The following is a 23,930-nucleotide window of genomic DNA, read 5'->3' on the forward strand; positions in this document are numbered from 1 at the left end:
GTTAATACCGCGACGAAATAATAAAACGTGAGCGCGAAAACATACTGTTGTATATCAACTAAAAGCAGGCACTTTAGTTAATGGAAGCTTGATCTCCATGTTCAACCCGCCTAATAGGCTATTAAAGGATTCAATTTGTCCACTGTGAGCTTCTACCACTTTTTTGCACATCGCAAGGCCCATCCCCTTGGATTTTCCCGAATTGGTTCTTGCTGATTGTGATTTGTAAAGCGGGTCAAATAGCTGTTGGTGCGCCTCATAGGATAGCGGAGTGCCTGAATCTTCAATGCGAATGATTAGATTGCTGTCTACGCTAAAGAAACTCATCTTTACTTGGACCTTATCTCCACCATGCTTAATCGCATTACCTAAGATCTCGAGAACGCAATTAGTCATCGCGTCTAGGTCGACGGTTATTTTTTCTGTTCCAGATATTTGATAGTTAACCTCTAATTGCTCTTTATTATCTTTAAATAGACCCGCGGCCTGAGTATGCACTGTATTTACTAGTTTGCAGATTGTGAAGTCTCTAAGATTAAGCATAGTTGCTAACTTTTCATTGTCAGTGACTAGCATTAACTGATTAATAAATTGATTTAGCTCGTCGATTTTATCCATGAGCTTGCCGTAGCTCTCCTGAACATTCTCAACGATATTGTATTGTAGAGATTCAACCTGTACCTTCATAACGGTAAGTGGTGTACGCAGCTCATGAGAGAGATCGGTAAATAAACGTTGTTCTTTCTTTTCTAATGCTTGCTGATTTTGACGGTTGAACTGTTTCTCTGTTTGTACTGTATTCGAGAGCGCATTCACCTGGGTTTGTAGCGTTGATAGCAGATTATTTTGGGCTGACTTATTTTGTTGCGCAAGTGCCAGCGTAAACAACATGACCTCAATTAAGTAGCCAAGTTTAATCGCGCTTGATATATGATAAACATTGATAAAGCCAGCATACATTGTTCCACCGATGGCAATGAAATTCACAAAAATGACATGGTTTAGCAGGCTGAGGGAAAAAGTTACAGAACCAGGAGCACTCTGTTTCAAAGACCAATAGCTGGTATAAAGAAATAGCGGGATGATACTCAAGCTTAATACTAGGTTGTAATGAACTGATTTTGAATAGATTGCCACTGGGATAAGCAGTAGGTAAGCCGCTAAAAATCCATTATATAAAAGGTGTAAGGTTTCGTTTCTATGCCTTAATTGCAGAAATTGCTTGATGAAAAGAAGGTGAAACACTGGTACAAAAGTCATCAAACAAGCTGAAAATAAGGTGGCAAATTTGCCTTGTGAAGGCCAAAAATATTGAAAAGTGAACCCTGACATATCCAACACAATAAGCAAAAACAATAGCGTCCAAAGACAATAGTAAGCGTTGGTCGCATTGGCATTAAAATAAAAGTTAACCAATACAATAACAAACACGGCTGCTATGATCCCGCTTAGTGCAGCATTGGTAACCGTACTGGTAAGAACGTTACTGTTGAGCTCATTATCATTGATTAATCTAAGGTCAGCGGGGGCATTCGCAAAAGTTTGATAGCGGACAATAATACTTGCCCCTGTTAAGTGCTCTTTTGATAATGGCAGATATAATTGAGGTGCTTCCACTTCCCTTTTATTAAACGCGGTATTCAGGGTGTGTTGCGTTAAAAATTTGACCTCGCCGTTGTTAATCAAAGCAACACTTAGCCAAGGTAATCTAGCAAAGCCAAATGCGATGTAATTTCTGCCCTCGGATACAAGCATATTTGGGGTGATCAATGCCCACTGATAAGACTCATTCTTTAGCTCAGGTACTTGGCTTGAAAGTACCTTTACAATAGATTGGCTTTCGCGCTCATTTATGCCGAGCGTTGAAGATAATTGCGCAGCATCGACTTCTCCAAAATGGATTGTTAATGGTTCACTTACTCTATGCTCGGCACTAGGCGTAAAGTCAACTGCACCAGCCGCCATAGAAAAAAGCATAAAAATTAACGAGAAAAGTCTTAACATAGTGATATAAGGCACAATAATTATAGCTAAATCCTACTTTTAAATAGTGAAGCAAATGTGGATCAAATTTGGAGAAGTAAACAAATGTAAATGCATCACATAACTAATAATCAGTAAAAACAGTATATTACTACTATTAGTTACCATTGTTTCAAAAAATGCGATGAGAAAATGAGCATACGTGTCGAGTTACATAAAATTGAAATATAACTGTAACAATTGGGTGGTTAAATGCGCGGCTGAAATAAAAGTGTAATGAATGAACATTACTTACTCTAAGAGCGAAACTATGGTTAATCAATCTCAGACTTCAGCATCAGCTAAACTTTTTAACTGGCTGTCAATCGTATTACTTGTTTACTTAGTCTTAGTCGCAGTTGGCACTGTGAGTGGCGGTTTTAAATTGGCCTCAGGTGGAAGTGAAGGCGCGAAGGAAATCTTCGCATTTGCAACCAATCCAATCGTCGCCCTACTCTTAGGGGCTTTAGCAACTGCATTGGTGCAGTCCTCTTCAACGGTAACTTCTGTTATTGTTGGCCTCGTTGCTGGTGGATTACCTATTAGTATCGCAATTCCTATGGTGATGGGCGCAAATATTAGTACAACTATTACTAACACGCTCGTTTCTATTGGCCACATTCGTAGTAAAGACGAGTTTAGAAGAGCGTTTGCCGCATCCACCGTACATGACTTCTTTAATTTATTAGCCGTTGCTATTTTCCTTCCTTTGGAAATCATGTTTGGCATGTTAGAGAAACTTGCGTCAGGACTAGCCCATGTATTTGTTGGTGATGCTGACTTATCGTTAAAAAGTTACAACTTTATCAAACCGCTAGTGAAGCCTGCGGTTAGCGTGGTAAAAGATGGTGTTAGCTTCTTAGATTCGACGGCTGCCGGTATTGCCATGGTTGTTATCGGTATCATGATGATCCTGTTCGCTGTAACTTACTTAGGTAAATTACTCAAAAAGGCGTTGGTAGGTAAAGCGAAAGAATTATTACACAGTGCGATAGGCAGAGGCCCTGTTGTAGGTATAAGCTCAGGCGCTTTAGTTACGGTAATGGTACAATCGTCTTCGACAACAACAAGCTTGATGATCCCACTCGCTGGCAGCGGCGTATTTACCACTCGTCAGATATATCCATTCACTTTAGGTGCAAATATAGGCACTACAATTACCGCTTTGTTAGCGGCGACTTCTATCACAGGTCCTGCAGCAGAAGTCGCATTAACGATTGCACTTGTACATGTTATGTTTAACGTTTTTGCGGTAGCACTTATTTACGGTTTACCATTACTGAGAGAAATCCCGCTTCATCTAGCTGAGAAGTTAGCCGAGATTGGTGCGCAGAATAAACCAGCAGCTTTGGCTTACGTATTAGGTTCATTCTTCGTATTTCCGGGGCTCATTATGCTCGCAGTACGATAAATAAAACGGACAAAGAATGCATTTAAAGCTCGGTATTGCCGAGCTTTGACTTTTGTAGCCTTTGGTTGATAAGTCATAATTCTGTAATCTAGCTTTGAGATAATTAACATTGTCTTGTAAATAACGAAAGAAAGTAATGAGTAGCAAATCTGGTATTTTTAGTTTTAATGCAGCACAGATCACAAGTTCTATGAGGGGACAGTACCGTGCTGTTCAGCCCTATGAGAAACTTAGTCTGCAACCAGGTGAGCAAGAACTTTCTTTGGTGATAGAGTTGCCAATGGATGCGCGTATTGATGACCGAGTTAACGTTGTACTAACAAAGCACGGCGAGCGAAATACTAAGTGCGAGGTCTCTTTGGTGGTTGATCCGGAGTCGTATCTCACTAAGATTGTCGAAATTAATGTAAAGCAATCGCTTGAAGCAGGCTCTTACTTTATGCAACTGAACCTAGTGGGACTCCACGATTACTTAAAGAATGCGGCTGAGTTTGATATCATTTTGAATGAGCGACTTATCGTAAGCGAACCATTATCTGAAGCGGTTACAACTCAGACTACTGGCTTCAAACGTATTTTTAACTCTGCGGTCAGCGCTGTATTATCCGTTTTTTAGCGACTATGTTGGTAATGAAATCTTACCCATAGAAAAAGGCAGTGCATCGCCATCACCTGATACGGTTTCATTCGCAAGTAGCGCAAATAAAGCGGCCTCTTTGGCATCAGGGTTGATACCCAGTTGTGAGAAATCCTTGATTAAAACACGGTTATTCAAATGGCTTTCAATTCGCTCCATTAAAAATACATTATGAATACCACCTCCGCTTACATATAGCTCTAATTCAGCCGTACTAAGTTTATTCACCGCATTTGCGATGGTGATAGCTGTGAACTCTGTCAGTGTCGTGATGATATCTTCATGATTATAATCTTTTCCATCCAATGCATGATGCACGAAAGTTTGATTAAATAACTCTTGTCCAGTTGATTTTGGAAGTGGTATATCAAAGAATTCGTGTGACAGTAAGGCTTCGAGAAATGGCAATTGAATTTTGCCACTTGACGCAATCTCACCATTTTCATCAAATGGCAGCCCTAATACGTGGCGACAATATTGGTCTACTAATGTGTTTCCTGGACCGATGTCACTGCACATACTCTGCGTTAGTGCACAATTTTGTGGTAAATAAGTAAGGTTTGAAATACCACCGATATTGAGTAAAACCCTATCGATACTCGTGTCCGAATATAATAGATAGTCACCATATTGCACGAGAGGCGCGCCCTCATATCCTTTGGCGATATGCTTTTGTCTAAAGTCTGCGATGGTGATGATGTTTGTTTTTGTCGCAATAATATCAGCGTCAACGATCTGCAACGTGCTATTTAAGTTTTCAATGTCTGCAAAGGCTTGTTTCGGACAATGGTAAAGTGTTTGTCCATGACTCGCTATTAAATCAACAGTGTCGGCCGCAACTTGCCATTCTGCCAAAGCATTATTGATGAGACTTGCGTACAACTCACCGAGCCAAGCATTTAATTGACATAACGTTTTAAGATTTACCTGAGATTTAGACGCGTGATCACTGAGAAGCTGCTTTTGCGAAGAGTTGTATTCTATCGTGGTAAATTGTTCGACCGTTAGCTGTGTATTTTTTCCTACACCTTCAATTTTACATAACGCAATATCTAACCCATCCAATGAGGTACCGCTCATTAGTCCGAGTATGTATTTGGTCTTTTTTTCCGCGATTGTGGCGAGTTTAATAATATCTGTTTTCATTTATAACGCGCGCTCCATGATCAGTGCTTTTGCCGTGTCATACTTTACGCCGGATAAGCTACCAAACCCCTCAAGTTGTCTGAATTTATATTTAGTAAAATAGGGGCAATTTAAACCTAACAAAAACGAAGTTTTGAGATGAGTTGAAAAATTAACGCCGCGTTGCAATGCAAAATGTGACGCGTCTCTTAGAATATTTCGTGTTGTTTCAATATCTAATTCCCGGTTCTCTTGTGCATTGACGATCAAATGCTTACCGCTGCAGACCCCGCAATGACCGCATTGTTCTGGAGCGTGCATATCTCCGAAGTAGCTGGCAAGCGCTTTGTGATAGCATGAGGTCAGTTGGAAAAATTTAAGTAAATGTCTTAGTCGTGCAAGTTCGCCTTGCTCTTTAATTTGTGATTGCTGATAGAAAGACTCAATCAGTTCATTAATGTTTACTTGTTGAGGAGGCTTTGAATAAACCGACGTATATTTAGCGACTTTTACGTCAATCAGTTGTTGGTTTTGCAAATATTCAACGACTTCTTGGACTTTAGTCAGTGGGATGTTTTGCTCGCTTAGTGCTTGATGTGAAAGCAATCCCCATTTCTTTTTGAATTCAAAACACGAGAATAGCTGAGTCAAAAACAGTTGCCGCTCGGGCGAGTACTTGGCTAATATTTTATCTTTGTCTTGGATGAATGCGATGCTTAGCTCTGCAAAATAGCTGTAGTTTACCTGTAAGTAACCTTGCAGTTCTAGCTGGACGATAAGTGTTTTTAGTACCAATTGATTAATATTGGTTTTGTAAGCGAGATCGTATTCATTGAGGTGATAATCTGTAGCTGGATCACCGAAAATTTCGTTAAAAAGCTGTATTAATGACTCTCGCTCTAATGCACCGGCATAAACGAAGTTCTCTAATGTAGCAATTTTTTCATTATTAATTAAAGCAACACAATGTGCATTCTCGCCATCTCTCCCCGCCCTACCCACTTCTTGGCTATATCCCTCAATAGATTTTGGCATATCATAATGTAGTACCCAGCGAACATCGGGTTTGTCTACACCCATACCAAATGCAATGGTAGCTACAACGATAAGGTTAGCCTTCGTTAGAAAGTCGGCCTGGATTTGGGCCTTTTTCTCGCTCTGCAACGATGCATGAAAAGCTACTGCAGGAAAGCCACAGGCAGTTATCATTTTTGCTACTTCTTCTGCTTGCTTTTGCTGCGTGACATAAACGATACCTGCGCCTTTTGCCTTTTTTAAAAAGGCGAGTAAATATTCGTCTTTTTGAGATTCGCTAATATGCACCGCACTTAAGAACAGATTCCTTCGATAAAAGCCCGTTCTAACGATATTTTGATCGGTTACATCGAATTTACCCGCCATATCGCGTGCTACTTTATTTGTTGCTGTCGCGGTGAGTAATAGCACTTGGTTGATACCAAGTTCATGTCGATATTTAGCCACTTTTAGGTAATCTGGTCTGAAATTATGTCCCCACTCAGAAATACAATGCGCCTCATCAATGACAAGAAAAGAGATATTGCTTTTTGATAACAAAGTACGTGCTTTTTGGCTATTCAGCCGCTCGACTGAAATAAAGAGGACTTTAAGTGCATTGTTTCGTACTGCATTTTCTATGCGCAACGTTTCTTCTTTGCTTTGAGTACTATCAAGACAAGCCGTTGCAACCCCTTTACTTTGCAGGTAATCCCGTTGTTCATGCATCAGTGCTAATAGTGGTGAAACGACTAAGCACACTCCTTGCTTCATGATTGCTGGTAACTGATAACACAGCGACTTGCCAGCACCAGTTGCAAAAATAGCGATTGTACTTTGACCTTTAAGTATAGATTCTATAACTTCCGATTGCCCCGGACGAAGTGTCGTATGTCCAAATGTACTTTGTAGTGTTTGAAAGAGTTGCTGTTGTTGAGTCATCCTGAATCTTTTCTATATTTTTCTGAGATATTCGCTATTGTGCCATTTAAATTGGTGATTGCTTCATTGACGCGCTCAATGTCACTACGCTTAAATGCATGACGTCCAAGCATAAAATGTATAGCGTTATCGTTAACTACATAAGGGTGTAGCTGAATGCTTTGATAGCCTAGCTTGTTGATATAGTAGTAGCCTGCGTCTTCATCTTCAATCAGAAAATCAACGCGGTTTTTAGCCACCATTTCTATTCGTCTGTCTAAGCTCGCGATTTCAAACAATCGCTTGTCGTACCAATCGATTTTTTTTATTTGTTTGACTTCCTCACCATAGTAGGCTCCGGGATTAGCCGTAAATGTATATCCAGCAGAAAACAACTCAATCAAGTTACTATCGAGATCTATTTCCTTGTTAGCAAACAAGCGCATCTTTTCACGCCGATATGGCGAGGAAAAATAAGCAATTTTTGCTCTATCAACGCTAAAGCTTGCGGATGGCAGGACATCAATTAAGCCCTTCTCAAGCTCGGTGATCCCCCGTGCCGACGAAGGAAGTTGAATGAACTCGATACAAAACCCAGCGCGCTCAAACACTGCTCTAGTGATATCTACGTCTATGCCATAAGGACGAGTGCCATACATAACAAAAGGCGGCCAGCTAGAGCCAATGCCGATTTTTAGGGGTGACTGACCCGCGCAGTCGGAAGCGTAGCTTTTCGAAAAAACTAAAACGAATAATAAAACGGATAAACGAATAAGCACTGCCAGAACTTATGACTCTTTTATGAAGTTCATTACGTCATTATGAAAGACCAAGCAGAAAAAGAAAGAAGAAATTGCTGATAAAAGGCAGATAATGGGTAACTTTATGTTTATGTGAATAAAAAATGAGCTTGACTGGCAAGCTCATTAATTGGGGATGGTTAGATTAGTTAGTTACTGCCTTCCATACATCTGTGGTTCCAGGTTCTTCACCTTGAGTCCACCATTTTGCTTCAAAGACATTGCTGTTATGAATTACTCGGTCGCCACCGACATAAACTGTTGATCGATCCCAAGTAGGATATTGAGCGCCACCGTCTTTAATCGTGACATTAAATGTTGTGTCAACAGCGTTAACGCCGTCTGATACGGTAACAGTTACCGGGACGGTTGTGTCGGCTGTGACATTTGCAGCAGTAATAGTCGCTGAGCTACCATTTGCTACTACGCTTAGCTCGGCTGGTACACTCCAGCTATAGCTAAGTGCTGCGCCTTCAGGGTCAGTTGCTGACACATTGACAGTAGCCGAGGCCCCTTCGTTAACCGAAATATCTGAAACCGGTGTAACGACAGGCGCTGCATTTGCACCTTCTGGGTTTACAACAACAACGATTGTTTTGGTTGTTGATAACGCCCCATCATTGACCGTTACAGTCAAGTCGTAACTTGTCTGTTGAGCGACTGAAGGAGCAGTTACAGCCACAGCTGCGGTGTTGTTAGCAGACAAAGCCAAACCAGGCGCAGCAACCCATGAATAGGTTAATGGATCATTGTCTAAATCGCTTGCTTGCGCATCGACATTCACAACCTGACCTGAGGTCACATTGATTGGTCCAGAAACCCCGATAGTAGGAGCGCGATTAGGGATTTCACCTGCTGTAAGACCATCATACATTGCATTTAGAATGTCGCCATTATCAGCGTCAATTTCCCAACCAAATAAACCAGCTAGTTGATGAGTGTTTGCATACTGGCCTTTTGCGATAACGCTGCGTGGGCTATCGTAAGTGATGAGTTTACCGTTACTTCTGTTCCAAACATATGCTGCTTGTGCTTGCTCATCGTAGCCTACTTCATAACCATTAACGCCTGAACCACCTTGGCCTACAGCGTTTGCTGCAATAGCCTTGTAATCCATAATGCCCGGCTCCCAAACACCTTCACTTGTAGAACCTGTCAATGGGCCATTACCCGGCGCCGTCATTGGATTACCTGGAATGGCTGCATTTGCATCTAGCACACCTTCCCAGCCGCGGCCGTACATTGCAACGCCCATAACGAGCTTAGAGGGCTGCACACCTTGTTGAAGTAACAACTGAATTGCATGGTCGCCAGTATATGCTGGGCCTTTACATGGCACTCCATTGTCGTCAACGCCTGTACCGTTACATTCGTCTGTGCTGAGATGAGAGCCACAATAGATACCGGTTTGATGACCCGTTTCATTGTTCCAAGCACCATAGAAGTCATAGGTCATCGCAAAGATATAATCCATATACTGTTGGGCAGCTTGGTAATCTACATCTTCAATCTTGTCATAACCCGCACCTATTGCAGAAGTGAGCTCATATTGACGTCCGGTTTCAGCCTCTAACTCATCCAGCATTGCTCGAAGTTCTTGCATTAGCGCCACATATGCTGGACCGTCGTTAATTGGATCGCCCAAGTCTGGGTTTGGACCATCACCACCTGGGAATTCCCAGTCGATATCTACACCGTCATAAAACTTCCACGTTTTAAGAAATTGTTTTACAGACGCCACGAAAGTGTCGCGGTTTGCTTTGTTTGTAAAGCCATGGAATGGGTCAGATAGCGTCCATCCACCGACTGAAGGCAGAATTTTAAGGTCCGGATAACGTTGTTTTAGCGCCATTAATTGAGAATATACACCGCGAATAGGATCTTTTGCATCCACCCCTGGCATAGATTTTTGCACTGCAGCCCAAGGGTCGTGAATGACGACTTCATAATCTTGGGAGTCAGCACATGCAGTTTGAAGCGCTCTCCAACTATTACCATTTTCGATGGATTTGAGTGATTCGTTAGGTCCGCAAATCGGAATAAAGCCATATAAAATGTGCGATAAGTTATGAGCTGGGATCTTAGTTACGTCATAATTACAGCCATATATGCCCCATTCGACGAAATATGCACCCGTTACACGGCCTGGTATTGTACCGTTATTACGGTTGTTCGGATCTACATTCATAGGAAGTGGCGCTAGATGTGCACCGTCAGTGTCGGCAATGACGATTTCTTTCCCTGCGCTTCTTGCACATACGGTACCTTCACACAGTTCTAAATAAAGCTGATGGCGACCCGATTTAGTGTAGGGGAATTGTACTACCCCACTTTTAGTACCAGCTGCAAGCGTGCCTTGGTTTACGAGGAGATCATCAAAATATACTTTATAGTTATCACCGCCAGAGCCACTCCATGCATTCCATTTGATGCTAATATCGACAACATCTTTTGCTTTTACCAGTTGCTTGTAAGAGCCAAGCCCATCTACGTTAACTTCAACGAACGAATACTGTTGTGGCTGCCAATCTAATGTTGGTGTTGAAGGGGCTGCAAGTGCCCCGCCACTCAGTAAGGCAAATCCTATATAGCTGGTTATTTTATTAAGTTTCATATCTTCAACCTTATTGTAGTTACATGTTGTACCCAATTAATTTGGGTTTTCTTTAAATTGCTTTCCAAACATCGGATGCGCCGGGCTCTTCTCCCTGCGTCCACCACTTAGCTTCATACACTTTCTGTTGATGCGTTACTCTGTCGCCTGCGACATAGGTAGTTGTACTATTCCAAGCTGGGTATTGGTTATTGGTGCTATCTTGAACGGTAATTGAGAAACTTACGGTCGTGCTTGCTTTGCCATCGGTGACATTAAGTTCAGCCTCAAAGGTTTGATCAGCCGTCACTTCAGGCGTTGAGATGGAAATCGTGTCACCTTCGCCACTAAAGCTAAGCGGTGCAGGAATACTCCAAATGAATGTTAGTGGGTCATTTTGGTCGTCAAACGCATGAGCATGCACCGTCGCTTGGCTATTTTCTGCGATGCTTTGGTTAGAAATTGGATTTACCGTAGGAGCGGTGTTGTCACCCCCTTTTACAACGCTAAGATTGCTGGTGTAAGCGGCATGTGGCAAAAATACTTCGTTTGCTAATAAGGCGTTTGCATCAAACGCAATTGAACCGTCCGGTTGCTTAACACCAATGTTGACCTTATTTCCGTAATTGCTATTAAGGTAAAGAGCCAACTCAGCTTGCCATGTTGATGCATTAGTGGAGGTTACATTCAAGTTATGGCTAATTAATTCATTCCCGGATTGATCAAACGTCCTAAACCACACGCTATCACCGGCTTTAGCATCTTGCCCTTGCTTTAAGAAATAGCCGCTGCTCACCCATTCTGGTGGCGTGCCTGTTGAGGTTATTGTGATATCAGAGCAATTGTAAAATCCCTCTCCTGCGACATCAAACCGCTGCCAACGGGTATATAAAACTGCATTGCCCTCACGGCCTTGCGGTATATCTATTTCCATTTTATAGAAGCGTTTACCTTCAGGATCCACAACGAAATCAATATTGCCAAATTCATTAATAAGCTCTAAATCATTCCAAGTCAGAGGAGATGTATCGCCATCGTAGTTTGGCTTTGACAAGAAGAACTGCCAAAAACTGGGATTATGAGGTGTTGTCGCCCTAAAGCTAATGGCAAGTTTATTTTGAGCGTTTGGCTCTACAACTGTACGCTGCCAGTGTGGTGAGACAACACTCATGCCACTTTTGTTTGGGTCACCGGCTGAGCAAAGCGTACCATTGGGGATATTCGCTTTTACTGCCTCTAGATTATTGTAGTCAGCGGTATTGGTCGAAAATTCATGCTCTTGCACAAACTGAAAATGGCCTGAGTCCAAAAAAGCCGCTCGACATGCTAGGTTTGGGATATTTGATCCATCATCCGGCCACCAATAACCTCCTTGCGCTTGACAGATCGCCTGCCTTGCTTTGGGAAAGTCCATAAAACCATGAGCTGAAACTGCGCTTGAAATCAAAGCTGAGGTTGCGCCAAAAAGACCAAGCGCATATTTACGGTGTAAACTATTCATGCTTATTCGCCTTTTATAAAGGGGAGCAAAGCTCCCCATTTATTATTTACAAGTTGCAAGCCTTGGTATAATCGCCGCTAACTGATGGTTGCTTATTGCTCCACCATTTCGCTTCATACACCGCGTTTCCTTCAACAATTAAATCACCTTGAGCAGCATGCGTGCCCTGTGGTAGGTTCGGGTAAACCACAATTTGACTGATAGGTGTACCTTTACAGCTAGTTACCGGATCTGTAGGCCCTGTACCAGGTGTTGCGATTGGTAGGTCGCTATATTCACTGGAAAATGCATAGCGGTTACCGTCTTTCTCAACCACAAAGTTAACGGGGCCAGAAATAGGCATGTAGTACATGACTTGAGCATTGATAGTTTCGCCGGGAGCAAAAGACTTAGGCGTACCACCCCACTCGTTCACAAGCGTGATCGAGAATCGGTGGAATTCGTTTTCGAAGCCGCCAATATTATTACCCGCAGCATTCGATCCATTTACGTCCACTGCCATGCCAAGCTTTTCTTGTGCATTCCAGTTAGATTTGAAAATTGCCGATGTTGCAACAGGAACATCAAACGAAATTTTTGCGCCACTCAAATCTATCGCTGAGTTATTGGTAAAGGCAAAAGTTGGTGCAATTGGATAGTTAGCATCTCCAGCTGGGAAATCTTTAGCAACGAATGTGACATCAACTGCAGAAGCTGGTTTTACAAAGGTCTTATTTCCTTGTTTAACGGAGTATGGCGTGCCACTTTGGTTAAACTTGTTGTAGGCTAAGCTTGTTAGCGATGAACCCATGAAATATTCATTTTTGCTTACATCATAATCGAAGTCACCAGTAAGCTCCCAGAACATGATTCCGCCTAGTTCTTGGTTGATGACATAGTCGACTTTCGCAGCCATTGACTCTTCATCTTCAATGGATAAGAAAACATTCTTGCTGGCATTCCAGAGCCAAGGAGCAACCGCGACGGAATCATAATGGCGGGCATAGGTACCGCTAATCTGATGCTCTGGGTTGTTAACTGGATCTAGTCCATAATCACTTAGGTAACTTCCTAACACGCCATTTTGAAGGTTTTTAACATGCCAAAGCGGATTAGAACCTGCGGGTACTTCTAAGCCAACATCGTTCTTGTCGTGCCACAAGTTATCGATACCCACAGCACCATTACCACACTTGTTCTTTTCACCGCTGCCAGTCCCCGGAGGACAATCAGCTTGGTTAGGTAATGCAGCTTGCCCCCAAAGGCCATTTGTACCACCCGTTACATCTCTAAAACCACGAGTATAATAAGGGATACCGATGTTGATGCGCCCTGCAGAGACAGAGCCTCTGAAATATTTGACCGCCCAATCAGTGTTTAGGTAACCAATACCTTCAAACTCTTTGGTGCCGTAAACATTCCACTGTTTTAGCTCGGAATCTTCGCCGGTGTCGAATAGCGATGCGTTATGGCCAACGTGCTGGTTCCACGCTCCGTGTAAGTCATAAGACATAATATTGACGTAGTCTAGATACTTAGTGACTTGGAATGTCTCCATACCACGTAGAAGGTAACCAGAAGATGGTGATGCGATCGTTAATAAATAGTGAGTATTGTCTTGTTGACCTGCTTGGTCTAATGCTTCTCTCAGTTTTTTCATTAATACTTGATAAGAAGCATTCAATGCTGCTCGACGCGGGTTTGATATCGCAAAATCATCGGGGTGACCAGAGTCGTTCATAGAAGATGGATATTCATAGTCAATATCGACACCATCAAAGTTGTATTTACGGATAAATTCAACTGAACTTGCTACAAACGCATCAATACCTGCGTGATTCACGCTGCCATCTGCATTGGTCGTCATCGTATAGAAACCGCCGCTGGCAATTCGCTTACCTGTTTCGTCGAAGTAGCCACCAGTTTCCGCCCAACCGCCGACTGAGATCAAGGTTTTAACATCAGGATGCTGTTTCTTAAATTTGTTCAGCAAGTTAAAATGACCGGTATAAGGAAGAGATGGATCCATCTCTGCACCAGCAACCCCCGGCCAAGTCATATTCGTCGCTGCATTGTTAGGAGCAGTTGGATTGCCTATTGAAACCTTGTTGTTGGCATCAACGTGCGCGAAAGCATAATTGATGTGGGTGATCTTATCCCATGGAATATCATCAACTAAGTAGCTCGGTTGACCATTCTTACCCGTTCTCCAACTGGTAAAGTAACCGATGACGCGTCTAGGGTGATCAGTACCCATTTTTTCACGGCCATTTTCATCATAGATATCACAGTAGTTAGGCGATATGTTGGGGGTCTGATAAAGACCATGTGGAACACAGCTGTTTACCACTGGCGGTGTTTCAACCACATTTGCATTGAGTATACTCTCTGCTGTCGCACCAGTATTATCTTCAACAACAAGCTTTAATGTTACGGTGCCCAGTTGCGTTGGTGTCCAAGTGTGCTGTGCCGGTGCTGTTGTGCTCTCAAATGCGACTTGGCCGTTGATAAGCAGTGTTAGTTTTGCGATTGAGCCGTCTGGATCTGAACCATCAAGAACGATGTCTACAGGTTGATTAATAACCAGGTTATTACCTCCGCCTAACGAAAGATTTGCTGTAGGTAACTGATTTCCTGTCGTATTAACGATAACATTAGTTATTAATGTGTTGGACACAGCTTGCTTGTCATCTGTTGCAACAACTGAAATTGCGTGTGTTCCAGCGGTTGCTGACCAGTTAAATGAAAAATTATCACCTGTCGCTGTGGTATCAATACCAACAGACGTGCCATCTACAAAAAACTCTACCTGCGTTACTTGGCCATCGCTATCTGTTGCATTTACAGAAATGGCAACGCTGTCATTTTCGTTAAAAGCGCTGCCGTCAGCTGGGAGTAAGCTTTGTACTGTAGGTGGTGTGTTGGTGACAACGCTGTCACAGTCGCCCAATTTTTTCCAATCATCCCATTGTCCGGAATGGGTAACTGGATCAGCCTGAGTCCACCACTTTGCTTCAAAAGCTTGTTGCGATTTTTGTACTTGAGCACCACCATTATATGCCGAACTTTGTGACCATTCAGGTAAACCATCACAATTATAAGCATATGAGTTAGCGCAGAAAATGGCTCCGAGGATCGAAGCCATTTGCGATAATTTAAGGGTCTTTACATGTTGTTTCATAGTTTGGTTCTCCAACCATTTATTGTATTTGGTTAACAATAACAACATAAACCTAACACATAAAATCAATATGGCAACAACATTTTTCTCTAGCCGGTAACGTTAACGTAAGCGTAAATTAAGCCATGTTTTTCATCAAAATGTAACACTAAATTATTGATTCATATGCTTAGTTTTGATTCACTGACACATGGAAATGAAACTGTAATTATTTAATATTAAGCGATAGTTACTAGCCTAGTTCTCTAAAGTTTATACAGTTACTAGTTTGTTTCTTAAGCATATATTAAAAAGTTATTAATCAGGTTGAAGGGTAATATTAGACTTAAGGCGTATTTTATCGGTTTCTTGTCGTGGTTTGCTTTTTGAACTAAGTTTAAATTAATTCATTTAGGAGATAGAACTTTGGAATTTGGCGAGCAATCAACGACTTCAAATGAAGCGATACGAGTACTTTGTCTCGATGATGAGACTAATGTGATACGGTCGTTAAATCGCTTATTCCGTCAAAATGGAATACACGCTGAGCTCTGTAGCGATCCACAGCAAGCCTTGGCGCTGATCCGAGACTCCTCTTTTGAAGTTGTTATTAGTGATATGCGGATGCCTGAAATGGATGGCGCCACATTTTTGCATGAAGTAAAGCGTATTTGCCCAGATACACAACGGATATTACTGACAGGATACTCTGATCTTGCTTCAACAATTAAAGCCATTAATGAAAGTGGGATCCATGCATATATTCAAAAGCCTTGGGATAACGATATACTCGTACATACCGTGAGAGAATGTTCAGAGAAATACAGGTTAAAAAGCGTAAATAAGAGACTAAATGAAGAGATAGTACAAAAAAATGCGCAACTCACTGAGTTAAATGAAAACCTTGAAGGACTTGTACAAAAACGCACTGCGCAGATCCGCAAAGTGTTAAGTCAATTAGAACAAGCTAATCAAAAAGAACATAAAGAACATCGGGCTACCGTCGAGTTACTTTATAATTTTCTGAATGCAAATCCATTTATCGATGGTAAAAAAGCGAAGAGCATAGCCAAATTATGTAAAATTATAGCTAAGAAGCTAGAACTTTCTAGTGAAGTAGCTGAAACGGCTATGATGTCAGGGTATTTAGCGGAAGTAGGTTTACTTGCTATGGACCCAGAAATTTATAAATCGCCACCCAGAAAACTAAGCGAAGCACAAAAGAAAATTTATTATACGCATCCTTCCATTGCACAGCTTATGTTGATGCCAGCGCAGCACTTATCTGACGTATCCGAGGCGATTTATCATCAGTTTGAAAAATTTAATGGTCAAGGGATCCCTAAAGGTCTTAAAGGTAAAGAAATTCCTTTGGGCTCACAGATACTTGCAGTCGCTCGAGATTATTATGACAATTTATACAGCGCTAACGGTTCTGATAAAGAGAAAGCCGATTTAGCCCTAGACCTTATCCGAACCTATAGAGGAAATTTCTACTCCCCAGAAGTCGTTGATATTTTAGAACAAGCTGTAAGTAACAACGAGCTAGGCCAAGAGCAAGTCGGTTCGGTTGATATATTGACAACTGAAAAGCTCAAGCCAGGCATGATATTGGGTTTAGCGCTTTACAGTAATCAAGGAATTTTATTGCTACCAAAAGGCCATACCTTTACCGATAAGTCGATAGATAAACTTAAGCAGCTGGAAACACAACGCCCAATCCCCTTTAGAATTATGGTCAAGCAATAATAATAGCTTATTGACTTATCAGCGACTGCACTATCGAATACTCGTTTGCTGGTGTTGTATAGATGATGGTAAATATAGCTTTTGAGTCTTTAATTGGATCAATGTTATTGAGCCGTCAAATTATAGTAGCTCGAGAATAACGGACTTGTGTTCGCGCAGTATGCCCAAAGAACACATCATACTATAAAGTGTATTTACTTAGTTTGTCTTCGGCTAAAACTATTAATAAAAAAAGCCCAGTAAACTGGGCTCGTTTAACTACTATACTAGTCTAGTAGTTTGTTAAGTGCTTGAAGCGGGTGTTTTGGCTTTTCTCCACTAAAGCGTTTAACCTGACATCGACAAGAGAAGCCGGTCACTAATACTTCACCTTGAGCCGCATTATCAATATGATGCTGCCACGAGGATTCGTAAAGTGCTCTTGAATTTTCTTGATTTTGCGCTTCGTGGCCATAAGTTCCCGCCATGCCACAACAGCCCGTATTAACCGTTTCTAAATTAGAGTTCAACCTATTAAAAATACCTTGCCAAACACTTTTAGATTCAGGCATTGCTGTTGTTTCAGTACAGTGACTTATCAACGTAAATTTTGATGGACTGATTGTCGCAGCCGTTGGGATATCGATAGTCGCAAGCCATTCATGCGCTAGTTGTACCTTAAAATCTCCCCTACTCTCTTTGAGAATATCATTATATTCATCGCGATAGCACATCACCAAAGAGGCATCGAGCCCAACTAAAGGCCTATTATATTCACTCACAGTATTTAAAAACTGTGCGGCAGTCTTTGCAGTCGATTTAAATTCCTTTAAAAAGCCTTTAACGTGTTGTGGCTTACCGTTTGGTTTGAATGGCAACACGAGTGGATAAAACCCAAGCTTTGATATAACTTGCACAAAGTCCGATACTAATTCTGCTTCATAGAAACTAGTAAACGGATCTTGAACAATAAATACCACGCTTTGTTGTTCTTCGTCGCTTAACTTTTCAAAACTTTGCTCTGAATAAAAGTGTTTGTTTGGCACTAACTTGCTAAGCTGCGTCTTACTTAGCGCAGGCGAGTCAATATAGCCGATCAGCCGTTCAACGAAAAAGTTTGATATGCGATTACTTTGTAAAGCGTTAACTAAATTTGGAAACTTAGCCATGGCAGGTAGTGCACGCTCTATATTCGCAACTAAGTAGTCTTTAAGTGGACGATTGTAACGGCTGTAGTAAAAGTTTAAAAACTTAGCTCGAAACGTAGGAACATCCACTTTGATTGGGCATGCCGTTGTGCACGCTTTACACGCTAAACATTCATCCATTGATGCTTTAACTTCATGGGAAAAGTCATATTCGTTTTTCTTTCGGGTATTGAGAAAGCGCTCCCACCAAGTGGTATCATTTTCATGACTGATTAATTGCTTTTCTGCAGCAATCAAATCGACCCCTTTATTGCTTTGTAGCCGTAACCACTCTTTAAATAACCCAGCGCGTCCTTTTGGAGAGTTTCTACGATCTTTGGTTACCTTATACGATGGACACATTGGTGAGTTGTCATCATAGTTAAAGCAAAGTCCGTTACCATTACAATTGATTGGTGCTTCGTAGTTTACTTTTACTTCAGTTGGGATTGTACGATCAAACCAAGCTCTTTTCTGTGCATCGACTGACACTAATTGATCGCTTGAATCCAGTGGTGTACAAATTTTTCCAGGGTTTAAGCGATTATTTTTATCAAACAAACTTTTAATTTTACGAAGTTCATTAAATAGTTGCTCACCGAAAAACTCGGGTCCATATTCACTTCGGTAACCTTTTCCATGCTCACCCCACATTAGTCCTCGGTATTTTGCAGTTAACGCTACTACTTTATCAGAGATCACACGTAGTAATTTTTCCTGTTCAGGATCGCACATATCAAGTGCTGGGCGGACATGTAAAACACCGGCGTCAACATGACCAAACATGCCATAATCTAATTGGTAACTATCAAGTAACTCTCTAAATTCAATGATAAAATCAGCAAGGTTTTCAGGTGGAACGGCTGTATCTTCAGCAAAAGCTAGTGGCTTTTTACTACCTTTTGCGTTACCCAATAAACCAACTGACTTTTTACGCATTGCATAGATCTTAAGGATATCCGCTTTATCATTGGTAAGTTGATAACCAATAATCCCCGCTTCTTTATTCGCAATAAGCTGATCTAATCGTTGACATAAACTATCGACTTTAGACGAAATTTCATCTTGGGATTCACCGTTAAATTCAACCATGTTAAGACCTTGCATCTCAACACCTGGTACATCTTGAATTAAGTCCGATACTGAATGCCAGATGATGTCCTCTTTGGCAAGACCTAGAACTTTACTGTCTACGGTTTCGACCGATGTAGCATTAGCGGAAACCAAGAATGGGCTGTTTCTAAGCGCTGATTCAAATGAGTCATATTTGATATTTATAAGGGTTTTATATGGCTGAATTGGCGTTAAATTAAGCTTTGCTTCGGTTACAACACCAAGCGAACCTTCAGAACCCGTAATAATTCGAGACAAATCAAAAGTAGTTAGTGAATCGTCGAATACATTTTCGAGGTCATAACCCGTTAAAAAACGGTTTAGTCTTGGAAATTTTTCAAGTATAAGTGCTCGATTGCTTCGACAGATCTCGATGACATTTGCATAAATGTGAGAAGTCTTTGAGTTTTGCTCAGCTAGTAGCTCCGCTTTATCGATCGCTAACTTCGAGGTATTTAGCTCTGTTCCATCCACTAAAAAGGTTTTAAGCCCAAGAACATGATCGCTTGTTTTGCCATAAACGAGTGAACCTTGGCCCGACGCATCAGTATTTACCATACCACCTATTGTTGCTCGGTTACTGGTGGAGAGATCTGGCGAAAAGAAATAGCCGTAAGGTTTTAGAAAGTCATTAAGCTGATCTTTGATCACACCCGCCTGAACTCGAACCCACCCTTCTTGTTCATTGATCTCAAGAATTTCTCTCATGTGTCTCGATAGATCAATCACGATACCGGGCGTAAGTGATTGGCCATTCGTACCAGTACCTCCGCCTCTAGGGCCAAAGGTGAGAGACAAAAATGGGTCTTGTTGGGCGATTTCAAGTGCAAGTTGTACGTCTCGATTTGTTCTTGGAAATAATACTGCTTGAGGGATTTCCTGATAGATACTATTGTCGGTTGACGTAACAAGACGAGTTGCATAACTCGTATCAATGTCCCCACTAAAACCTGCATCAGTTAGTTTATTTTGATAGAGGTTGATAAGTTCGTTTGCAGAATCCTGCTGACTAATATTTGCGATCATGACGGTATATTTTACTTGCTTTGAATTAATTGTATCACGAAGGATTAATGATCAACTTGAGAATTTTATGGTTTGTTACAATTGGAAATAGTTTATTTTACCACACACCTTATACTCATATTGTATAGGAGGAAATAACATGAAAATTATTTACGACCTTGCTGGTATTGTGTTTTGTATTCTAGCATTGATCTTCTTTATTGTGCCCGGTCCATCGGTTATCTTTTTACTTGCGGCCCTGGTGTGTTTCTCGATGAATCATGAAGGTGCAAAGAAGCACTTAAAAAATGTGCAGCGTTTGTTTAAGCTTGGCTGCGAAAAGTTAGATAGGACATTTCAGAAATGAAATAGCCCCAATGTGTTGCATTGGGGCCATTAAATTATTTAGTAAACTTTTCAGCTAGATAAAGCCAAGTTTCAAGTACTGTATCTGGGTTAAGTGAAACAGAGTCAATCCCCTCTTCAACTAACCAAGCAGCAAAATCTTCATGGTCCGATGGACCTTGACCACAAATACCTACATATTTGCCTTTCGCTTTAGCAGTTTGAATTGCCATTGAAAGTAGTTTCTTGATAGCTGGATTTCGCTCATCAAACAGATGCGCAATGAGGCCAGAATCGCGGTCCAGACCAAGTGTTAACTGGGTAAGGTCATTTGAACCAATCGAGAAGCCATCGAAATATTCTAAAAACTCTTCAGCAAGTAGGCAGTTTGATGGAAGTTCACACATCATAATGACTTTTAGACCATTCTCGCCACGTTTTAGACCATGCGCTTCAAGAATTTCAATAACTTGAGCAGCTTCTTCTAGGGTACGAACGAATGGGATCATGATTTCAACGTTGGTCAAATCCATCTCATTACGAACACGTTTAATGGCTTCACACTCTAATGCAAAACACTCTCTAAAGTCTTCAGAAATGTAACGAGATGCGCCGCGGAAACCAATCATTGGGTTTTCTTCTTCCGGCTCATACTGCTGACCGCCAACCAAGTTTGCATACTCGTTTGACTTAAAGTCAGACATACGAACAATTACCCGCTCTGGAGCAAATGCTGCACCTAGCGTAGAAATACCTTCAACTAGCTTGCTGATATAGAACTCTACAGGTGATTCATATCCCGCGATTAGCTCTTTAATTTCAGCCTGAAGCTCTGCATCTTGCTTATCAAAATGAAGTAGTGCTTTAGGGTGAATACCAATCATACGGTTGATGATAAACTCAAGACGCGCAAGACCGATACCTGCATGTGGTAATTTCGCAAAATCAAACGCGCGATCTGGGTTACCAACGTTCATCATTATCTTCATCGGAATAGCTGGCATTGAATCGATGCGAGAAGAAATAACATCAAATTCAAGTTCACCTTTGTAGATATAACCTGTATCGCCTTCTGCACATGATACTGTTACCGTGTCACCATTGGTGATCAAATCGGTTGCATTACCACATCCAACCACGGCTGGGATCCCTAGCTCACGCGCAATGATTGCCGCATGACAAGTACGGCCGCCACGATTCGTTACGATAGCAGAGGCACGCTTCATGATAGGTTCCCAATCAGGATCCGTCATATCGGTAACAAGAACATCGCCTTGCTTTACCGAGTCCATTTGATCAATTGAAGACAGGACTTTAACTACGCCTGAGCCAATTTTATGACCGATTGCACGACCTTCAACAATAACTTCAGACTTTGATTTTAGCTGGAAGCGTTCCATTACGTTCGCATCTTCATTTGAACGGACGGTTTCTGGACGAGCTTGAACGATATAAAGCTTGCCGTCGTTACCATCTTTTGCCCATTCGATATCCATTGGACGACCGTAGTGCTTTTCGATAATAACAGCTTGCTTTGCTAATTCTTCTACTTCTGCGTCTGTAATCGAGAATTGGTTAGATAGTGCTGAATCTACATCAACAATCTCAACTTGCTTGCCGTGAGACTCATCACTTGAGTAGATCATTTGGATTGCTTTTGAGCCAATATTTCTCTTAAGAACAGCAGGTTTAGCTTTTGCAAGCGTTTGCTTATGAACATAAAATTCATCTGGGTTTACTGCGCCCTGAACTACCATCTCGCCTAAACCATAGCTAGAAGTAACGAAGACAACGTCTTCGAAGCCTGATTCGGTATCGATTGAGAACATAACTCCAGACGACGCTTTGTCTGAACGCACCATACGCTGAATACCAGCAGAAAGCGCCACGCCTCTGTGATCATAGCCTTGGTGTACACGATAAGATATTGCACGGTCATTGAATAGCGAAGCAAAAACATGCTTGATAGCGACCATTACGGCATCAATGCCACGAACATTTAGGAAAGTTTCTTGTTGGCCAGCGAAGGAGGCGTCTGGCATATCTTCTGCGGTTGCTGATGAACGAACAGCAAAGGAGACATCTTGGCTTGCGTCACCGTGTAACTGGCTATACGCTTCACGGATTGCTTTATCTAATTCTGGTTGGAATGGTGTATCGATAACCCATTGTCTAATTTGGGCGCCGACTTTGGCTAATTCGTTGACATCATCAACATCGAGAGTATCTAGGATTGAGTGGATTTTTTCATTGAGGCCTGATTGCTCAAGAAATTCATTAAACGCATCAGCTGTTGTTGCGAATCCACCAGGTACTTGTACACCAGCGTTAGCAAGGTTAGATATCATTTCACCTAGAGAAGCGTTTTTACCACCAACTCGAGGTACATCTTGCATACCCAACTCTTGATACCAGAGAACGTAGTCTTGCACGGAACTGTCTCCAAAACAAATTGTATTAAATGTGAGAGATTAATTGACCTTTCCACTTGGTCAAGGGCATTCTACAACGGTAAGGCAGTCTTCGTAAACCGCGATGGCTTATTTTCAACAATTTCTGAATGAATAATAGCAAAATGAGAACAGCATTTTATATTTCCGATGGTACCGCTATCACCTCTGAAGTGTTTGGTCACGCAACGCTTTCAATGTTCCCTGTAGAATTTAATCATCAAACGATACCATTTGTAGAAACAGTGAAAAAAGCAAATGAAATCAAAAAACTAATAGACTCTGTTGCTGAGACTTCAGGTGAAAAACCATTGGTGTTTTTTACATTCGTTAATCCAGAATTGTCCGATATTATTTTATCGTCGCAAGGGGTTTGTTACGACTTTTTATCTTATGCGAGCGAAATTGTAAAAAGAGAGCTAAAAGTTCAGCCGGTGCCAAAAATGCACCGCACGCATAGCATTCATGAATCTTCGTATGATTTTAGAATAGATGCAGTTAACTACGCGCTTGCAAATGATGACGGTGCAAATATTAAAGATTATGACGAGGCAGACATCATATTGGTGGGTGTCAGCCGCAGCGGTAAAACGCCGACAAGCTTATATTTAGCTTTGCAATATGGGATAAAGGCCGCGAATTATCCGATGACAGAAGATGATTTAGAAAGTGGAAAACTACCCAAATGTCTGGATAAATACAAAGGTAAGCTCTTTGGCTTAACCATAGATCCCGAAAGACTAGCTGCAATCAGGCAAGAGAGAATGGCAAACTCCAAGTACGCATCAATTAGACAATGCCGTATTGAAGTCAAAGAAGTCGAGATGCTATTTAAAAAGAATAAAACGCCTTACTTGAACAGTACACGCTATTCCGTTGAGGAAATCTCAGCAAAAATTATTTCTGAAACTGGGCTAAAGCGCCATAAATACTAAAAAG

Annotated in this window: 14 protein-coding genes; 5 read left to right on the forward strand and 9 right to left on the reverse strand. The window is 41.5% G+C overall.

What is annotated here, in order from left to right:
• Positions 1 to 54 precede the first annotated feature (54 nt).
• Complete coding sequence (locus tag PPIS_RS24635) at positions 55 to 1,965, reverse strand: sensor histidine kinase (RefSeq protein ID WP_249031267.1); 1,911 nt, start codon at positions 1,963 to 1,965, stop codon at positions 55 to 57.
• Between the two features lie 328 nt (positions 1,966 to 2,293).
• On the opposite strand from PPIS_RS24635, the gene PPIS_RS24640 reads away from it, so the two are divergent.
• Together PPIS_RS24640 and PPIS_RS24645 are read left to right on the forward strand one after the other, a co-directional pair.
• On the forward strand, positions 2,294 to 3,433 hold the full coding sequence (locus tag PPIS_RS24640) for a Na/Pi symporter (protein WP_010378679.1): 1,140 nt from the start codon (positions 2,294 to 2,296) through the stop codon (positions 3,431 to 3,433).
• Positions 3,434 to 3,569: 136 nt separating this feature from the next.
• Complete coding sequence (locus PPIS_RS24645) at positions 3,570 to 4,049, forward strand: hypothetical protein (protein WP_010378678.1); 480 nt, start codon at positions 3,570 to 3,572, stop codon at positions 4,047 to 4,049.
• Positions 4,050 to 4,052: 3 nt separating this feature from the next.
• Here PPIS_RS24645 and PPIS_RS24650 read toward each other — a convergent pair whose 3' ends face one another.
• The 6 genes from PPIS_RS24650 to PPIS_RS24675 all read right to left on the reverse strand — a co-directional run bounded on the left by PPIS_RS24650 (position 4,053) and on the right by PPIS_RS24675 (position 15,184).
• The gene (locus tag PPIS_RS24650) at positions 4,053 to 5,216 is read right to left on the reverse strand and encodes an anhydro-N-acetylmuramic acid kinase (RefSeq protein ID WP_010378676.1); all 1,164 of its coding nucleotides are present in this window, start codon (positions 5,214 to 5,216) and stop codon (positions 4,053 to 4,055) included.
• Positions 5,217 to 7,151 (reverse strand): RecQ family ATP-dependent DNA helicase, encoded by a 1,935-nt coding sequence (locus PPIS_RS24655; protein ID WP_010378674.1) that lies wholly within the window; start codon positions 7,149 to 7,151, stop codon positions 5,217 to 5,219.
• Positions 7,148 to 7,909 (reverse strand): substrate-binding periplasmic protein, encoded by a 762-nt coding sequence (locus tag PPIS_RS24660; RefSeq protein ID WP_010378672.1) that lies wholly within the window; start codon positions 7,907 to 7,909, stop codon positions 7,148 to 7,150. The genes PPIS_RS24655 and PPIS_RS24660 overlap by 4 nt, the downstream gene beginning before the upstream one ends.
• Before the next feature lie 166 nt (positions 7,910 to 8,075).
• Positions 8,076 to 10,544 carry a glycosyl hydrolase family 18 protein gene (locus tag PPIS_RS24665; RefSeq protein WP_010378669.1) on the reverse strand — a complete coding sequence of 823 codons (2,469 nt, stop codon included), beginning with the start codon at positions 10,542 to 10,544 and terminating at the stop codon, positions 8,076 to 8,078.
• Between the two features lie 52 nt (positions 10,545 to 10,596).
• Entirely contained in the window at positions 10,597 to 12,024 is a 1,428-nt protein-coding gene (locus PPIS_RS24670) for a lytic polysaccharide monooxygenase (protein ID WP_010378666.1), read from the reverse strand.
• A 46-nt stretch (positions 12,025 to 12,070) separates the two neighbouring features.
• Positions 12,071 to 15,184, reverse strand: a complete 3,114-nt coding sequence (locus tag PPIS_RS24675; protein ID WP_010378663.1) for a glycosyl hydrolase family 18 protein — start codon at positions 15,182 to 15,184, stop codon at positions 12,071 to 12,073.
• Between the two features lie 405 nt (positions 15,185 to 15,589).
• Here PPIS_RS24675 and nosR point away from each other — a divergent pair, with 405 nt between their 5' ends.
• Positions 15,590 to 16,912 carry a response regulator c-di-GMP phosphodiesterase, NosR family gene (gene nosR / locus PPIS_RS24680; protein WP_010378661.1) on the forward strand — a complete coding sequence of 441 codons (1,323 nt, stop codon included), beginning with the start codon at positions 15,590 to 15,592 and terminating at the stop codon, positions 16,910 to 16,912.
• Between the two features lie 266 nt (positions 16,913 to 17,178).
• Here nosR and ydiJ read toward each other — a convergent pair whose 3' ends face one another.
• Entirely contained in the window at positions 17,179 to 20,217 is a 3,039-nt protein-coding gene (ydiJ, locus tag PPIS_RS24685) for a D-2-hydroxyglutarate dehydrogenase YdiJ (protein ID WP_010378660.1), read from the reverse strand.
• Between the two features lie 139 nt (positions 20,218 to 20,356).
• Here ydiJ and PPIS_RS24690 point away from each other — a divergent pair, with 139 nt between their 5' ends.
• Positions 20,357 to 20,563 (forward strand): YbaN family protein, encoded by a 207-nt coding sequence (locus PPIS_RS24690; protein ID WP_010378658.1) that lies wholly within the window; start codon positions 20,357 to 20,359, stop codon positions 20,561 to 20,563.
• Positions 20,564 to 20,597: 34 nt separating this feature from the next.
• Here PPIS_RS24690 and ppsA read toward each other — a convergent pair whose 3' ends face one another.
• Positions 20,598 to 22,973 carry a phosphoenolpyruvate synthase gene (gene ppsA, locus PPIS_RS24695; RefSeq protein WP_010378656.1) on the reverse strand — a complete coding sequence of 792 codons (2,376 nt, stop codon included), beginning with the start codon at positions 22,971 to 22,973 and terminating at the stop codon, positions 20,598 to 20,600.
• Between the two features lie 143 nt (positions 22,974 to 23,116).
• On the opposite strand from ppsA, the gene ppsR reads away from it, so the two are divergent.
• Positions 23,117 to 23,926 (forward strand): posphoenolpyruvate synthetase regulatory kinase/phosphorylase PpsR, encoded by an 810-nt coding sequence (gene ppsR, locus PPIS_RS24700; RefSeq protein WP_010378654.1) that lies wholly within the window; start codon positions 23,117 to 23,119, stop codon positions 23,924 to 23,926.
• The last annotated feature ends 4 nt before the right edge of the window (positions 23,927 to 23,930 follow it).

This window comes from Pseudoalteromonas piscicida (assembly GCF_000238315.3).
Taxonomy (GTDB): domain Bacteria; phylum Pseudomonadota; class Gammaproteobacteria; order Enterobacterales; family Alteromonadaceae; genus Pseudoalteromonas; species Pseudoalteromonas piscicida.

Coding starts and splice junctions, on each gene's coding strand:
- PPIS_RS24650 (WP_010378676.1), bottom strand. CDS start 5,216: ATGAAAACAGATATTATTAAACTCGCCACAATCGCGGAAAAAAAGACC.
- ydiJ (WP_010378660.1), bottom strand. CDS start 20,217: ATGATCGCAAATATTAGTCAGCAGGATTCTGCAAACGAACTTATCAAC.
- PPIS_RS24640 (WP_010378679.1), top strand. CDS start 2,294: ATGGTTAATCAATCTCAGACTTCAGCATCAGCTAAACTTTTTAACTGG.
- PPIS_RS24690 (WP_010378658.1), top strand. CDS start 20,357: ATGAAAATTATTTACGACCTTGCTGGTATTGTGTTTTGTATTCTAGCA.
- PPIS_RS24675 (WP_010378663.1), bottom strand. CDS start 15,184: ATGAAACAACATGTAAAGACCCTTAAATTATCGCAAATGGCTTCGATC.
- PPIS_RS24665 (WP_010378669.1), bottom strand. CDS start 10,544: ATGAAACTTAATAAAATAACCAGCTATATAGGATTTGCCTTACTGAGT.
- PPIS_RS24635 (WP_249031267.1), bottom strand. CDS start 1,965: ATGGCGGCTGGTGCAGTTGACTTTACGCCTAGTGCCGAGCATAGAGTA.
- PPIS_RS24655 (WP_010378674.1), bottom strand. CDS start 7,151: ATGACTCAACAACAGCAACTCTTTCAAACACTACAAAGTACATTTGGA.
- PPIS_RS24645 (WP_010378678.1), top strand. CDS start 3,570: ATGAGTAGCAAATCTGGTATTTTTAGTTTTAATGCAGCACAGATCACA.
- ppsR (WP_010378654.1), top strand. CDS start 23,117: ATGAGAACAGCATTTTATATTTCCGATGGTACCGCTATCACCTCTGAA.
- PPIS_RS24670 (WP_010378666.1), bottom strand. CDS start 12,024: ATGAATAGTTTACACCGTAAATATGCGCTTGGTCTTTTTGGCGCAACC.